Below are 15924 nucleotides of genomic sequence, written 5' to 3' on the forward strand. Positions count from 1 at the left end.
CCTTTGGTCTGCGATGACGGTTGGATCAGGGAACGGCGGGGGAGGCCGGGGTGCGCACGCTGGCGCGGAACCCGGCTTCGGCGAAATGGATCAATTCCTGCGCGGCCTTGCGGCGGTGCTCGGCCTCGCTGATGTTGTGTGGGCGCTTGATCAGTCCGAAATCGGCCATGGCGTAGGTCAGGGAACCGGCCAGAAAGTCCAGGCGCCAGTACAGCTCTTCCTTGCTCAGGCCCGGCACACAGGCACCGATGGCCTTGCCAAACTCGCGCAGCACGTGGCCGTAGTGGTCGGACAGAAACTTGCGCAGGTTGTCGTTCTTTTCGGCATAGGCGCGAGCGATGACGCGGACGAAGGCGCCGCCACTCTGGCGGTCCTGGGCCAGCGCCAGGGCCGGCTCGACGAAGGCGGCCAGCACGGCGCGCAGGTCGCCGGGCTGGGTGCTGCGGGCCTGTTCCAGCTGGCCCAGGCGGGCGGCGGTCATCTCGTCCATGCGGCGGCGGAACACTTCATTGACCAGGTTGTCCTTGGACCCGAAGTGGTAGTTGACCGCGGCGATGTTTACGTCCGCGTGACTGGTCACCTGACGCAGCGAGGTGCCGGCAAAGCCGTACTGGGCGAACAGTTCCTCGGCCGCGCCGAGGATGCGGTCCTTGGTGGAGAAGCTGGCGGGTTTGCCCATGGCTGGCTCAATCAATCAAACGATTGTTTGGATCCTACGCCCGTCGTCTCGTTCAGGTCATGCTGCTATGCAACATCATTCATCTGGCGCTGTGCAAAGGCCGGGGTCACCCGGTAGAATTAGCCACCGCAATTCAGGCTAAGCCCGCGTCCGCACGCGGGTTTTTTTAATGTACCCTCGGGCCAGCCGGCCCATTACCGGAGAATTCCCATGGCGCTGGAGCGCACCCTTTCCATCATCAAGCCCGACGCCGTTGCCAAGAACGTGATCGGCGAAATCTACGCCCGCTTCGAAAAGGCCGGCCTGAAGGTCGTGGCTGCCAAGTACAAGCAGCTCTCGCGCCGTGAAGCCGAAGGCTTCTACGCCGTGCACCGCGAGCGTCCGTTCTTCAACGCCCTGGTCGAGTTCATGATCTCCGGCCCGGTGATGATCCAGGCCCTGGAAGGCGAGAACGCCGTGCTGGCGCACCGCGACCTGCTGGGCGCCACCAACCCGAAGGACGCTGCTCCGGGCACCATCCGCGCCGATTTCGCTGATTCGATCGACGCCAACGCCGCTCACGGTTCGGATTCGGTCGAGAACGCAGCCATCGAGGTGGCCTACTTCTTCGCCGCCACCGAAGTGGTTTCGCGCTAAGTAGAGGTTGAAGTCGTGAACGAGGTCGTACAGTCACCCGCCATCCAGCCGTTGCCGAAAACGGCAGCCACCGCTGGCAAGCAGAACCTGCTCGACCTTGATCGCGCGGGCCTGGAAAAGTTCTTCGTCGAAACCCTCGGCGAGCAGAAGTTCCGTGCCCATCAGGTGATGAAGTGGATCCACCATCGCTACGTCACCGATTTCGACCAGATGACAGACCTCGGCAAGTCGCTGCGCGCCAAGCTGCAGCAACATGCCGAGGTCGTCGTCCCGAACATCGTGTTTGACAAGCCCTCCGCCGACGGCACCCACAAGTGGCTGCTGGCGATGGGGGTGGATGGCAAGAACGCCATCGAAACCGTCTACATCCCCGACAAGACCCGCGGCACGCTGTGCGTGTCCTCGCAGGTCGGTTGTGCGTTGAACTGCACGTTCTGCTCAACCGCGACCCAGGGCTTCAATCGCAACCTCAGCACTGCCGAAATCATCGGCCAGGTGTGGATCGCTGCCCGTCATCTGGGCAATGTGCCGCACCAGATGCGCCGCCTCACCAATGTGGTGATGATGGGCATGGGCGAGCCCCTGATGAACTTCGACAACGTCATCCGCGCGATGAGCATCATGCGCGATGACCTGGGTTACGGCCTGGCCAACAAGCGCGTGACCCTGTCCACCTCCGGCCTGGTGCCGCAGATCGATCGCCTGTCGGTCGAGAGCGATGTATCGCTGGCGGTGTCGCTGCACGCGCCGAACGACGAGCTGCGTGAGACGCTGGTGCCGCTGAACAAGAAATACCCGATTGCCGAGTTGATGGCCTCCTGCGCGCGCTACCTGCGCGGCAACAAGAAGCGCGACTCGGTAACCTTTGAATACACCTTGATGAAGGGCATCAACGACCAGCCCGAGCACGCCCGCCAGTTGGCGCGGCTGATGCGCCAGTTCGACAACGCGGTGCAGGCCAAGGATTCGGGCAAGGTCAACCTGATTCCGTTCAATCCGTTCCCGGGCACGCGCTATGAGCGCTCGGACGAGGAACAGATCCGTGCGTTCCAGAAGATCCTGCTCGACTCGCAGGTGCTGACCATGGTGCGTCGCACCCGCGGCGACGATATTGACGCCGCCTGCGGCCAGCTCAAGGGGCAGGTGATGGATCGCACCCGTCGCCAGGCCGAGTTCAACAAAACCCTCAAATCACTGGATGCCGGGGATGCGCTGGTCTAAGTACCTGCTGCTGTTGGTGGTGCTGTGCCTGCTGGTGGTTGGGTGCAGGCGTGATGTTCGTATTGGCGGTATCACGGGTAGACAGAAAGTTGGCCCTGACTACAGTCTGCGCGACGACCCGCAGGCGCGCGTGCGGATGCAGTACCGTGAGTACCTGCGTCTGGCCGGCGACCGCGTTGGAAGGAACAATCTTGCCGAGGCCATGAAGTTTGCCCGCTCGGCGGAAAAGCTGGATTCACGCTCGCCGGACGCCTTCACCATGCAGGCGGTGATCGAGGGGGCGGGCGGTAACGTCGAGGCGGCCGGAGCGCTGTACCGGAAGGCTGCCGAGCTGGCGCCACAGCGTGCCGATGTGCTGAGCAATTATGGCGCCTGGTTGTGCGGCAACGGCCATCCTGCCGAATCCCTGGTCTGGTTTGACCGGGCGCTGGCCGACCCCCAGGGCAATGCCAGGGCGGCTTCGCTGGCCAATGCCGGCGGCTGTGCACTGGATGCCGGGCAGAACGAACGTGCCGAGCAGAACCTGCGGGAGGCGCTGGAACTTGCGCCGGACAACGCCTATGCATTGGAATCGATGACTCGCAACGAGGTCCTGCATGGGCGCTATTTCGAGGCCCGGGCCTTCTATCAGCGGCGCCTGGCGGCTGCGCCGGCCACGGTTTCCGTGTTACAACTTGCCATTCAGATTGAAGAGCGACTCGGCGACAGGACGGCAGCCGGTCGATTCCAGCAGCGGTTGCGCGAGGAGTTTCCCTCGGGCGCGACCTTGAATCCCCAAGGCTGATGCATTGTGATCAATGATCCGGGTGTAAATGCTTTAGATGGTGCGGTGGGATGCGGCGAGCAGCTGCGCAAGGCCCGCGAAGCGGCAGGTTTGTCGCTGGAGCAGGTGGCCTCGCAACTGCGCATGCCAGTACAGGTGGTGACGGCGCTGGAGGCCGAGCACTGGGATCGGCTGGGGGCGCCGGTGTTCGTGCGCGGGCAGCTGCGCAGTTACGCGCGCCTGCTCAATGTCGATCTGGGTGACCTGCTGGCCCAGGCCGGTATCGCGCCGGTGGTGCCGCCAACCCTGGTCAGTCATACCCATACACCGCGGGCACGGCGGGTTGCCGAAAGCCTCGGTCGCCGCGCGGTCTATGTGGTCATCACCGCGGTGTTGGCCGTGCCGGTGTGGTACGTGATCAGTGGCAACTCCAACAGCCAGCCGCCGAGCACTGCCTCCCTGGATGAAGTGCCTGCACCGGTGGCTGATGCCATGCCGGCAGTGGCGCCTGCAAGTGCGCCCCAGCGCACGGCACCTGCTGACAACGGTCCGTATCTGGCGTCCATGGCGCCGGCCCGGCCGATCGCCGCCGCCGCTACCCCCGGCGCGGCGCTGGTTCTGGATTTCAAGGGCGACAGCTGGGTCAATATCCTGGCGCCGGACGGTGCCACGGTTGAAAAGGCGCTGGTCCGCGCTGGCGAAAGCCGCAGCTTCACTGCCGGGCAGGTTGGCAGCATGGTGCTGGGCAATGCAGCTGAAGTGGAGGTTAAACAGGCCTCCGGGGCGGTGGATCTGGCCCCGTACAAGCGCGGCAATGTAGCCCGCTTTACGGTATCCTCTGACGGTTCCGTGGCGCCGGTTTCACACTGAAACAAGGCGTTGATCAATACAACAAGGCTCCCCGCAGGGCGGAGCGAGAGTACGCATGGCGATTGACGACCTGCTCGACGAGCACGAACAAGGCGAACGTGTCCGCACGTGGCTGCGCAAGAATGGCGCCGGTATCTTCGGCGGAATAGTCCTCGGTATTGGTGCCATCGCCGGCTGGCAGTGGTGGCAGAAAGAGCAGGTAGGCAAGCTGGCTGAAGCCAACGCCCGCTACGAGGCGGTCTCGCGCAGCCTGCAGTCCAAGAAGCTGGACGAGGCGGCCAAGGAGGTCGCGGCGCTGGAAGGCGGCAAGGCCGGTATTTATGCCGACCTGGCGTCGCTTGAGCTGGCCAAGGCCCAGGTCGAGGCGGGCAAGAGCGAAGACGCCATCAAGACGCTGCAGGCGCTGAAGACCGAGGGCGAGTTCAAGGCGCTGATCGACCAGCGCATCGCGCGCCTGTTCATCGAAACCGGCAAGCCGCAGGACGCACTGGCGCTGCTGGGTACGGCAGAGGACAGCCCCGGGCTGGAAGTGCGTGGTGACGCGCAGCTGGCGTTGGGCAAGCGCGATGAGGCCCGCGACTCCTATAGCCAAGCGTTGGCCAAGCTGGATGTGGCAGCGCCGCAGCGCCGTCTGCTGGAAACCAAGTTGATGGATGCCGGCGGCACCGTGGCCGACCCTGCAGCGGAGAACAAGTAATGAAGCTCAAGCAAGTAGCAGGCGTTGTGCTGGTGGCGATGGCCCTGACCGGTTGTTCGACCGTCAAGGGCTGGTTTGCCGGTAAGGACGCCGAGGCGAAAAAGGCGCTGGAGCCGGCCGAGCTGGTCAAGTTCGAGCCGACCGTGAACGTCAGCAAGCTGTGGTCGGCCAACGTCGGCAAGGGCGAGGGCCGTGTCGGCGTGCGCCAGGGTCCGGCGGTCGCCGATGGCCGCGTCTACGCGGCGGCGCTGCTGGGTGGCGTGCATGCGCTGGATCTGCAGACCGGCAAGCAGGTGTGGGAATACAGCCCCGCCAAGGAAAAGAAAAAGCCCAAGCTGCGCCTGTCCGGTGGTCCGGGGGTGGGTGAAGGCCTGGTGGTGATTGGTACGCTGGACGGCCAAGTGATCGCTCTGGATGCCAGCAATGGCGCCGAAAAGTGGAAGGCCAAGGTGCCGGGTGAAGTGATCGCTGCCCCCGCCGTTGCCCAGGGCCTGGTGTTCGTGCGCAGCAACGATGGCCGTACCACGGCCCTGGATGCGGCCACCGGCGAGCAGCGCTGGTTCAACAGCCAGGAACTGCCTTCACTGACCGTGCGCGGCAATGCACCGGTGGTGGCCGGCCCGGGCGTGCTGTTCATCGGCAACGACGACGGCACCCTCAGCGCGCTGGCCATGCAGGACGGCCGTCCGTTGTGGGAACAGATGGTGGGTACGCCGGAAGGCCGTACCGAGCTGGAGCGCATGGCCGACATCGACGGTGCGCCGGTGCTGGAAGGCAATACGCTGTACGTGAGCAGCTTCAAGAACCAGACCATGGCCATCGAAGGCCCGACCGGTCGCCCGATGTGGACGCGTGACCACGGCGGCGCCGGTGGTGTGGCGGTGTCGTCCGGCAATGTGGTGGTGACCGACGGCAAGGGTGTTGTGTACGGGCTGGACAAGAGTTCCGGCTCGGCAATGTGGTCGCAGCAGGCGCTGGCGCGCCGCTCGTTGACCGGTGCTGCCATCCAGGGCGACTACGCCGTGGTTGGCGATTACAAGGGATATCTGCATTGGCTGCGGTTGAGCGATGGTGAATTGGCAGCGCGTGAGAAGAGCGGTGGTGATGCTCTGCTGGCGCAGCCGCTCGTCGCTGACGGCATCCTGCTGGTGCAGAACGTAGATGGGAAGCTGACCGCATTCCGGTTGGCCCAATAAGGAGTTGACGCGATGCTGCCTTTGGTCGCCCTGGTTGGACGGCCGAACGTCGGCAAGTCCACGATTTTCAATGCGCTGACGCGTACGCGCGATGCGCTGGTCCATGACCAGCCCGGGGTAACCCGTGATCGCAACTACGGCGTTTGCCGCACGGACGAGGACAATCCCTTCCTGCTCGTGGATACCGGCGGTATTGCCGGTGAAGAGGAAGGGCTGGCCGGCGCCACCGCGCGCCAGGCCCGAGCCGCCGCCGGTGAGGCGGATCTGATCGTATTTGTTGTTGACGCGCGTGATGGCACGTCGGCCCTGGATGACGAGATCCTGTCTTGGCTGCGCAAGCTTGCGCGGCCGACGCTGCTGTTGATCAACAAGATCGACGGTACGGACGAACATGCCGTTCGTTCGGAATTTGCCCGTTATGGGTTCAGCGAGATGTTGATGATCTCTGCCGCGCACCGGCAGGGCATCGATGACCTGGTTGATGAGATCGTCGAGCGCCTGCCGGAAGAAGGCACCGCCGAGACGCTGGACAACGACCCGGACCGTATCCGCATTGCCTTTGTCGGCCGCCCCAACGTGGGCAAGTCGACGCTGGTCAACCGCATCCTCGGCGAGGAGCGGATGATCGCCTCCGAAGTGCCCGGCACCACACGTGATTCGATCGCGGTGGATCTGGAGCGCGACGGGCACCTCTATCGCCTGATCGACACCGCCGGCCTGCGCCGCAAGTCGCGCGTGGACGAAGTGGTGGAGAAGTTCAGCGTGGTCAAGACGCTGCGCTCGATCGAACAGTGCCAGGTGGCGGTGCTGATGCTGGACGCGCATGAAGGCGTGACCGATCAGGACGCCAGTGTGCTGGGTGCCGTGCTCGACGCCGGCCGGGCGCTGGTCATCGCGATCAACAAGTGGGACGGCTTGAGCGAGTACCAGAAGGAGCAGGCTGAAACCCTGCTGTCGCTGAAGCTGGGCTTCGTGCCGTGGGCGGAGAACGTGCGCATCTCGGCCATGCATGGCTCGGGCCTGCGTGAGCTGTTCCGCGCCGTGCACCGTGCACATGCCTCGGCCAACCACGAGTTCAGCACCGCCGAGGTCAACAAGGCGCTGGAAATCGCCTACGAGGCCAACCCGCCGCCGAGCATCCGCGGGCATGTGTCCAAGCTGCGGTACGTGCACCCGGGTGGCAGCAATCCGCCGACCTTCATCGTGCACGGGACGCGCCTGAAGGAGCTGCCGGATTCGTACAAGCGCTACCTGGAGAACTTCTTCCGCAAGCGTTTCAAGCTGGTGGGTACGCCGGTGACCTTCCTGTTCCGTGAGGGTGCCAACCCCTACGAGGGCAAGAAGAATGTGTTGACCGACCGCCAGGTCAAGGCCAAGCGGCGCCTGATGAAGCACGTCAAGGGCAGGAAGTGATTCCGGCCCGGGACACGGGTCAAATGTGCTGAGTGGTGCAAGCAGAAGCGGCCGAAGGGCCGCTTCTGCTTTTTGTGCGTTTTGCGCTTGGGGCGGTCATGGCGTTCGATCTGCTCAAGGCTTCCAGGAAACAGTCGCGTCGTTCCCGCGCAGGTGGAAACTGCTCTTGCTCCCAAGGGTGAGGTGCGGAAGCCATTGGATGGAGCGGAGGTGGCGGTCAAAGCCGGGTCATGGCCAGAACAGGGCCAGAGCCAGAGCCAGAGCCAAGGCAAGGCCAGAGCCACGGCCAGAGCGGGAGCGATTCCCGCCTGCGCGGGAATGACGGGCATAAAGAGCGACAGCCGAAGCCAAAGCCAAAGCCAAAGCCAAAGCAGAGTCAAGGCCAAAGCAGAGTCAAGGCCAGAGTCAATGGCAATGGCTTTTCTGCCTTTGGTTCCCGTTTGGTCGATAATCAACGCATGAGCATCCGCGAACTCACCCCGCAACAGGCCCGTGTGCGCCATGCTGAAGGCGCCGTGTTGATCGACGTGCGGGAAGCGCACGAGCGCGCCGGGGGTATGGCCGAGGGCGCCATCGGCATTGCCAAGGCAACGTTGCTGGCCGCGCCCGCCCAGCATCTGCCCTCCCATACGCGCGAGATCGTGCTGATTTGCCAGAGCGGCAAGCGCTCGGCCGATGCGGCGCAGGCGCTGCAGGCGGCTGGTTACAGCCATCTGGCTTCGGTGGTTGGCGGCACTGTCGCCTGGCGAGCTGCGCGACTGCCCCTGGTCCAACCGCTGCTGGACGCTGCCGACCGCGATTTCTACGACCGCTATTCACGGCATCTGCTGTTGCCGCAGGTGGGCGAGGCCGGCCAGCGTCGGCTGCAGGCGGCTACTGTGCTGGTGGTGGGGGCGGGTGGCCTGGGTGCACCGGCGGCGTTCTACCTGGCAGCGGCCGGGGTTGGGCGGCTGCGCATCGTCGATGATGATGTGGTGGAACGCAGCAACCTGCAGCGGCAGATCATCCATGCCGATGCGGCATTGGGTACGCCCAAGGTGGCGTCGGCCCGCGAGCGCCTGCTGGCGTTGAATCCGCACATCCAGGTCGAGGCAGTCGCTGAACGGGTCAGCTCGGCCAATGTGGATGCCCTGTTGCAGGGCGTGGATGTGGTGCTGGATGGTTCGGACAACTTCCCGTTGCGCTACCTGCTCAACGATGCCTGCATCCAGCACGCCAAGCCCTTGGTGTACGCGGCTATCGAGCGCTTCGATGGTCAGGTGAGCGTGTTCGATGCCGGTCGGCAGCGCGGTGTGGCGCCGTGCTATCGCTGCCTTTTCCCGGAGCCACCGCCGCCGGAGTTCGCGCCCAATTGCTCCGAGGCCGGTGTGCTCGGTGTGTTGCCCGGCCTGGCGGGGGTGATGCAGGCCACCGAGGTGCTCAAGCTGTTGTTGGGCATCGGCGAGCCGCTCGTCGGGCGTCTGCTGCGGTTCGATGCGTTGCAGATGCATTTCCGCGAAACCCGCATCAGTCCGGATCCTGCTTGTCCATTATGTGCACCGGACCGGACTTTCCCGGGGTACATCGACTACGCGGCGTTCTGTTCACATAGCGCCTGAGTGGATCGCCGCCGGCGGTGACCGGATCTGCACGGTTTTTGTTTTATCGTGCGGGCAGGCAATCACAAGGCGGTGCGGCATGTCGGCGGAGTCCTCGACGGAACTGGTAAAGGTAGTAGCGCTGCTCGGCGCCGCGGTGGTGGCCGTGCCGCTTTTCCGGCGATTGGGGCTGGGTTCGGTGCTGGGCTACTTCGTTGCCGGCCTGGCCATCGGCCCGTTCGGTTTTGGCTGGTTCTCCGATCCGCAGGCCATCCTGCATGTGGCTGAACTGGGCGTGGTGATGTTCCTGTTCGTGATCGGCCTGGAGATGCGGCCCTCGCATCTGTGGAGCCTGCGCGGCGAGATCTTCGGGCTGGGCACGGCGCAGATCGTGACCTGTGCGCTGGTGCTCACCGGGGTGGCGATGGTGTTCGGCTACCGCCCGCAGATCGCCTTCATTGCCGCCGCCGGTTTCGTGCTGACCTCCACTGCGGTGGTGATGCAGCTGCTGGGCGAACGCGGTGACCTGACCCTGCCATCGGGGCAGAAGATCGTCTCCATCCTGTTGTTCGAGGATCTGCTGATCGTGCCGCTGCTGGCGGTGGTGGCGTGGATGGCACCGGCCCAGGCGGGTACGCACGAGGGCTCGCGCTGGTTGAGCATCGCCATCGGTGCGGGGGCGATTGTCGGCCTGGTGCTGGTGGGGCGCTATCTGCTCAACCCGCTGTTCCGCATCCTCGCTGCTGCCAAGGCGCGCGAGGTGATGACGGCCGCTGCCTTGCTGGTGGTGTTGGGGGCGGCCTTGCTGATGCAGCTGGGTGGCTTGTCGATGGCGATGGGCGCTTTCCTGGCCGGCGTGCTGCTGTCCGAGTCCACCTTTCGGCACCAGATCGAGGCCGACATCGAGCCCTTCCGCGGCATCCTGCTGGGGCTGTTTTTCCTCAGCGTGGGCATGGCGTTGGATCTATCGGTGGTGGCGGCCAACTGGACGCTGATCGCGCTGTTGGTCCCTGCCATGATGCTGGCCAAGGCACTATGCATCTACGCCGTAGCGCGGGTGATGGGCAGTGATCATCGGCAGGCGCTGGATCGTGGAGTATTGATGGCCCAGGGCGGCGAGTTCGCCTTTGTCCTGTTCGCCGCTGCGGCAAGCGCCGGCGTCATTGATGCCAAGGTCAATGCCAATCTGACCGCAGTGGTGGTGCTGTCGATGGCGCTGACCCCGCTGTGCATGCTGGTCTATCGCCTGCTGGTGAGCGAAGCCGAGGTATCTGCCGATGGCGTGGATGCCGCCGATGGCCTCAGCGGCAGTGTGCTGGTGATCGGGTTTGGCCGCTTTGGCCAGGTGTCGAGTCAATCCTTGCTGGCGCGTGATGTGGACGTGACCATCATCGACAACGACATCGAGATGATCCGCAGTGCGGCGCGGTTCGGGTTCAAGATCTATTACGGCGACGGTACCCGTCTGGACGTACTGCGCGCTTCTGGTGCGGAAACCGCCCGCGCCATCGCGGTCTGCGTGGATGACCGCGGCGCCGCCGATCGCATCGTCGAACTGGTGCACCACGAGTTTCCGCAGGCCAAGCTGCTGGTGCGCTCGTACGACCGCGAGCATTCGCTGGCGCTGATCCATGCCGGGGTCGATTTCCAGATCCGCGAAACCTTCGAATCGGCGGTGGAGTTCGGGCGCGCGGCGCTGCTGCAGCTGGGTGTGGACGAGGATGAGGCCGAGGTGGTGGCGCGCGAGATACGCCGCCGTGATGCGGAGCGTTTCGAGCTGGAGATGGCAGGCGGTGGCCTGCAGGCCGGCACCGGCATGCTCTACGGCAATACCGCGGGCGCGCCCCACCCGACGCCCTTCACGCCCCCCCGGCGTGAATCCCGTCCGCTCAATCCCGATGCGATTGCGGATGCGGAAGAGGGGCCGGTGCCTGGTTCCGGGCCTTCCTGACCAGGGCAAGGTGTGGCGCTGGCCGTAATCAGGGACAATAGCGGCCCCCGCATTCACCGCCACGCCCCATGACTGTCCTTGCCGACGCCTCCGCCCAGACCTCCCGCATCCTCGATGGCCGCCGTATCGCAGAGGAACTGCTCGACGATTTGAAGGTGCGCGTCGACGCCCGCCTGGCCGCTGGCGATAGCCGCCCGGGTCTGGCGGTGGTACTGGTGGGGGGCGACCCGGCGTCGGCGGTGTATGTGCGCAACAAGCGCCGTGCCGCCGAAAAGGTGGGCATCGAAGCGTTCGACTACGACCTGCCGGCCGGCACCAGCGAGGCAGAACTGCTGGACCTGATCGACCAGCTGAACGCCGACCCCAAGATCCACGGCATCCTGATCCAGCTGCCACTGCCGGGCATTCCCGACGCCAACCGGCTGATCCAGCGCATCGATCCACGCAAGGACGTGGACGGCTTCCATCCGCAGAACGTAGGCCATCTGGTGCTGCGCGAGTTTGGGCTGCGTCCGTGCACGCCGCGCGGCATCACCACCTTGCTGGGCCACACCGACCAGCCGGTGCGTGGCCGCAACGCGACGATTGTCGGCGTCAGCAACCATGTTGGCCGGCCGATGGGGCTGGAACTGCTGATCGCAGGCTGCACTGTCACCAGTTGCCACAAGTTCACTCCCAAGGATGTGCTGGAGCAGGCCGTGCGCAACGCCGACATCCTGGTGGTGGCGGTCGGCATTCCGCAGCTGATCCCGGGTGAATGGGTGAAGCCGGGGGCCGTGGTGATCGACGTGGGCATCAACCGCCTGGACGACGGCCGCTTGGTGGGCGATGTCGGCTTCGAGGCAGCTGCCCAGCGTGCCAGCTGGATCACCCCGGTGCCGGGTGGCGTCGGCCCGATGACGGTCGCGACCTTGATGCAGAACACCATCGAAGCAGCCGAAGCGGCGCGCTGAAGCGTTGAGGTGGCGGGGCAGGGCGTGCAGCTGAAGCTGAAGAGCTGAAGAGCGCCCCCCCCATCCCTCCCCCTTGGCTGCGCCAAAGGGAGGGATGTAGTGCCGAGTTATGCTCGGCAGGGGCTTTCCAAGCCAAAGCTCGACGCTCGCCAGAACCTGCCGCGGGCAGCACCGAAGGAAGCCCGTGGTAGTGCCGAGCCATGCTCGGCAGGGGCTTTCCAAGCCAGAACCCAAGGCTCGCCAGAACCCGCCGCCGGCAGCACCGAAGGGAGCAGGTGGTAGTGCCGAGCCATGCTCGGCAGCCGCATTGCAGGTAAAGCCCCTGCCGAGCATGGCTCGGCACTACATCGGGAGCAGTATCCCTGAATGCCTCCACGCCAGCGCGACACAGCGTCGCAGGCGCCCCCTGACATTGGCCGCCAAATAAGGGTAAAATGTCGCGCTTCCCCACATATACCGGGCACGCCGATGCTGCGCATCCAGGCTGAAGCACTAACGTACGACGACGTTTCCCTCGTCCCCGCTCATTCCATCGTCCTGCCGAAGGACGTCGACCTCGGAACGCGGTTGACCCGCGACCTGCGGTTGAAGCTGCCGATCGTCTCGGCTGCCATGGACACCGTCACCGAAGCCCGTCTTGCCATCGCCATGGCGCAGATCGGCGGCATCGGCATTCTGCACAAGAATCTGACCGTCGAGCAGCAGGCCGCCGAAGTGGCCAAGGTCAAGAAGTTCGAGTCCGGCGTGATCCGCGACCCGATCACCGTTGGCCCGGAAACGACAATCCGCGACGTGCTGGCGCTGACCCGCGCGCACAACATCTCCGGCGTGCCGGTAGTGGGCGGCGACGGCCAGCTGGCCGGCATCGTCACCCACCGCGACATGCGCTTTGAAACCGAACTGGACGATCCCGTCCGCCACATCATGACCAAGAAGGATCGCTTGGTCACGGTGAAGGAAGGCGCGGCCTCGGACGAAGTCCTGTCGCTGCTGCACAAGAACCGCATCGAAAAAGTACTGGTGGTCAACGACGCGTTCGAGCTGCGTGGCCTGATCACGGTCAAGGACATCCAGAAGAAGACCGACAACCCCAACGCCGCCAAGGACGCCGCAACGCGCCTGCTGGTAGGTGCTGCGGTTGGCGTCGGTGGCGACACCGATCGCCGCGTCGAGGCGCTGGTGGCTGCCGGCGTGGACGTGCTGGTGGTTGATACCGCCCACGGCCACTCGCAGGGCGTGCTGGACCGCGTGCGTTGGGTGAAGAGCAACTTCCCGAACGTGCAGGTCGTCGGCGGCAACATCTGCACCGGCGAAGCGGCCCTGGCCCTGCTGGATTGCGGCGCCGATGCGGTCAAGGTGGGTATTGGCCCGGGCTCGATCTGCACCACCCGCGTGGTCGCCGGTGTCGGCGTGCCGCAGATCACCGCGATCGACCTGGTTGCCGAAGCGCTGCAGGACCGCATCCCGCTGATCGCCGACGGTGGCATCCGTTACTCCGGTGATATCGGCAAGGCACTGGCTGCCGGCGCATCGACGGTGATGATCGGTGGCCTGTTGGCCGGTACCGAGGAATCGCCGGGCGAAACCGAACTGTTCCAGGGCCGCTCCTACAAGAGCTACCGTGGCATGGGCTCGCTGGCCGCGATGGAAAAGGGTTCCAAGGACCGTTATTTCCAGGATGCCGCCACCGCCGACAAGCTGGTGCCGGAAGGCATCGAAGGCCGTGTGCCGTACCGCGGCCCGGTCGGCGGCATCATCCACCAGCTTATCGGCGGCCTGCGCGCCACCATGGGTTACGTGGGGTGCGCCACCATCGAAGAAATGCGCACCAAGCCGAACTTCGTCAAGATCAGCGGTGCCGGCCAACGTGAGAGCCACGTCCACGATGTGCAGATCACCAAAGAGCCGCCGAACTACCGCGCTTGAAGCGGGAGTGAGTGAAGAGGAGTGAGGAGCGAGAACAGGCTCCGAGCTCCTCTTCTTCTATACAGCGCCGGCGCTGCCGCTTTTTCTCACTTGTCACTCCTGTCTACTCACTTCTCGCTCATGACCAACATCCATAACGACAAGATCCTCATCCTCGATTTCGGCGCACAGTACACGCAGCTGATCGCGCGCCGCATCCGCGAGTTCGGTGTGTACTGCGAGATCTGGGCATGGGACCACGATCCGGCCGAGATCGCCGCCTTTGGTGCCAAGGGCATCATCCTGTCCGGCGGCCCGGAGACCACCACGTTGCCCGGCGCGCCGGCCGCGCCGCAGGAAGTGTTCGACAGCGGCCTGCCGCTGCTGGGCATCTGCTATGGCCTGCAGACCATGGCCAAGCAGTTGGGCGGTGGCACCGAAGCCGCTGACCAGCGCGAGTTCGGTCACGCCGAAGTGAAGCTGCAGGGCAACGACGCGCTGCTGGGCGGCCTGTCCGACCACAACGGCGAGCCTCGCCTGGATGTGTGGATGAGCCATGGCGACCACGTCACCCACGTGCCGCCGGGCTTCGCCATCACTGCCGTCACCGACCGCATCCCGGTGGCCGCGATGGCCAACGAAGACAAGCGTTGGTACGGCGTGCAGTTCCATCCGGAAGTGACCCACACCAAGCAGGGCTCGGCGCTGCTGAAGCGCTTCGTCACCGAGATCTGCGGCTGCGCCACGCTGTGGACCGCGGCCAACATCATCGACGACCAGATCGCCCGCGTGCGTGAGCAGGTTGGCAGCGATGAGGTGATCCTGGGCCTGTCCGGCGGCGTTGATTCCTCGGTGGTCGCAGCGCTGCTGCACAAGGCCATCGGCACCCAGCTGACCTGCGTGTTCGTCGACACCGGCCTGCTGCGTTTCCAGGAAGGCGACCAGGTCATGCAGATGATGGCCGAGAACATGGGCGTCAAGGTCGTGCGCGTGAATGCGGCCGACCGTTACTTCAAGGCCCTGGAAGGCGTCAGCGATCCGGAAGCCAAGCGCAAGATCATCGGCAACCTGTTCGTCGAGATCTTCGATGAAGAGTCGAACAAGCTGAGCAATGCCAAGTGGCTGGCACAGGGCACCATCTATCCGGACGTGATCGAGTCGGCCGGCAGCAAGACCGGCAAGGCCCACGTCATCAAGAGCCACCACAACGTGGGCGGCCTGCCGGAAGACATGAAGCTCAAGCTGGTCGAGCCGCTGCGCGAGCTGTTCAAGGACGAAGTGCGTCGCCTCGGCGTCGAGCTCGGCCTGCCGCGCACCATGGTTTACCGGCATCCGTTCCCGGGCCCGGGCCTGGGCGTGCGCATCCTCGGCGAAGTGAAGCGCGAGTACGCCGAGCTGCTGGGCAAGGCCGATGCGATCTTCATCGAAGAGCTGCGTGCCGCCGATCTGTACGACAAGACCAGCCAGGCCTTCGCCGTGTTCCTGCCGGTCAAGTCGGTGGGCGTGGTGGGCGATGCACGTGCCTACGAGTGGGTGATCGCACTGCGTGCGGTCGAAACCATCGACTTCATGACCGCGCACTGGGCGCATCTGCCGTACGACTTCCTCGGCCGCGTGTCCAACCGCATCATCAACGAGCTGCGTGGCGTCTCGCGCGTGGTCTACGACATCTCCGGCAAGCCGCCGGCGACGATCGAGTGGGAATGAATTGAACAACAAGGGCGCCTTTCGGCGCCCTTGTTGCGTGTGGCATCGGGACGCGGCCGTGCGTCGACTCGGATTTCCTGGTGGGTTTCTCAAGACGCCGACCAGGCGGCGTTGGCGTCGCTCCTGCAGCGAATGCGGTTGCTGCGGGAAACCGGCAGTGTTGGCCCGTTCGGCCGCTACCTTGCCTTGCGGGCGAAGTGGAGATGCCTGCTCAAGAGGACGGCTGGCATGCGGCTGCGCGACCTGTTTGGCGTGGCTCACTACAGGCGACGCTGCCCATGTGAATTGCTCTTACGACCAGCCCCCGGCCAGCGGTAGCCAAGCGGCGACCGCCGGTAGCGGTTTTTCACTTCCGC

13 protein-coding genes are annotated in these 15924 nt (G+C 64.8%); 12 read left to right on the plus strand and 1 reads right to left on the minus strand.

Features of this window, described 5'->3' with window-relative positions; translation table 11 throughout:
* Positions 1 to 25: 25 nt before the first annotated feature.
* The gene (locus B2527_RS04895; RefSeq protein WP_293706417.1) at positions 26 to 679 is read right to left on the minus strand and encodes a TetR/AcrR family transcriptional regulator; all 654 of its coding nucleotides are present in this window, start codon (positions 677 to 679) and stop codon (positions 26 to 28) included.
* A gap of 210 nt (positions 680 to 889) precedes the next feature.
* On the opposite strand from B2527_RS04895, the gene ndk reads away from it, so the two are divergent.
* The 12 genes from ndk to guaA all read left to right on the plus strand — a co-directional run bounded on the left by ndk (position 890) and on the right by guaA (position 15568).
* Positions 890 to 1315: a nucleoside-diphosphate kinase gene (gene ndk / locus B2527_RS04900; RefSeq protein ID WP_108749396.1), complete on the plus strand. Its 426-nt coding sequence runs from the start codon at positions 890 to 892 to the stop codon at positions 1313 to 1315.
* A gap of 15 nt (positions 1316 to 1330) precedes the next feature.
* On the plus strand, positions 1331 to 2536 hold the full coding sequence (gene rlmN / locus B2527_RS04905; RefSeq protein WP_293706418.1) for a 23S rRNA (adenine(2503)-C(2))-methyltransferase RlmN: 1206 nt from the start codon (positions 1331 to 1333) through the stop codon (positions 2534 to 2536).
* A 7-nt stretch (positions 2537 to 2543) separates the two neighbouring features.
* On the plus strand, positions 2544 to 3320 hold the full coding sequence (locus B2527_RS04910) for a type IV pilus biogenesis/stability protein PilW (protein ID WP_312914829.1): 777 nt from the start codon (positions 2544 to 2546) through the stop codon (positions 3318 to 3320).
* A 6-nt stretch (positions 3321 to 3326) separates the two neighbouring features.
* The gene (locus B2527_RS04915; protein WP_293706420.1) at positions 3327 to 4169 is read left to right on the plus strand and encodes a helix-turn-helix domain-containing protein; all 843 of its coding nucleotides are present in this window, start codon (positions 3327 to 3329) and stop codon (positions 4167 to 4169) included.
* Between the two features lie 55 nt (positions 4170 to 4224).
* Positions 4225 to 4866: a YfgM family protein gene (locus B2527_RS04920; protein ID WP_293706421.1), complete on the plus strand. Its 642-nt coding sequence runs from the start codon at positions 4225 to 4227 to the stop codon at positions 4864 to 4866.
* Positions 4866 to 6062, plus strand: a complete 1197-nt coding sequence (gene bamB / locus B2527_RS04925; protein WP_293706422.1) for an outer membrane protein assembly factor BamB — start codon at positions 4866 to 4868, stop codon at positions 6060 to 6062. Before B2527_RS04920 ends, bamB begins: the two co-directional genes overlap by 1 nt.
* Before the next feature lie 12 nt (positions 6063 to 6074).
* On the plus strand, positions 6075 to 7475 hold the full coding sequence (gene der, locus B2527_RS04930; protein WP_293706423.1) for a ribosome biogenesis GTPase Der: 1401 nt from the start codon (positions 6075 to 6077) through the stop codon (positions 7473 to 7475).
* A 440-nt stretch (positions 7476 to 7915) separates the two neighbouring features.
* Positions 7916 to 9073: a molybdopterin-synthase adenylyltransferase MoeB gene (moeB, locus tag B2527_RS04935; RefSeq protein WP_293706424.1), complete on the plus strand. Its 1158-nt coding sequence runs from the start codon at positions 7916 to 7918 to the stop codon at positions 9071 to 9073.
* A gap of 79 nt (positions 9074 to 9152) precedes the next feature.
* A complete protein-coding gene (locus B2527_RS04940) occupies positions 9153 to 11003 on the plus strand; it encodes a monovalent cation:proton antiporter-2 (CPA2) family protein (RefSeq protein WP_293706425.1) in 1851 nt (616 codons plus the stop codon).
* A 68-nt stretch (positions 11004 to 11071) separates the two neighbouring features.
* Positions 11072 to 11956, plus strand: coding sequence for a bifunctional methylenetetrahydrofolate dehydrogenase/methenyltetrahydrofolate cyclohydrolase FolD (gene folD / locus B2527_RS04945; protein ID WP_293706426.1), 885 nt, complete (start codon positions 11072 to 11074; stop codon positions 11954 to 11956).
* Positions 11957 to 12424: 468 nt separating this feature from the next.
* Complete coding sequence (gene guaB, locus B2527_RS04950; RefSeq protein WP_293706427.1) at positions 12425 to 13882, plus strand: IMP dehydrogenase; 1458 nt, start codon at positions 12425 to 12427, stop codon at positions 13880 to 13882.
* Positions 13883 to 14002: 120 nt separating this feature from the next.
* Positions 14003 to 15568 (plus strand): glutamine-hydrolyzing GMP synthase, encoded by a 1566-nt coding sequence (gene guaA / locus B2527_RS04955; protein WP_293706428.1) that lies wholly within the window; start codon positions 14003 to 14005, stop codon positions 15566 to 15568.
* Positions 15569 to 15924: the final 356 nt, after the last annotated feature.

The sequence above is a fragment of the Stenotrophomonas sp. UBA7606 genome (assembly GCF_002477705.1).
Lineage (GTDB): Bacteria > Pseudomonadota > Gammaproteobacteria > Xanthomonadales > Xanthomonadaceae > Stenotrophomonas.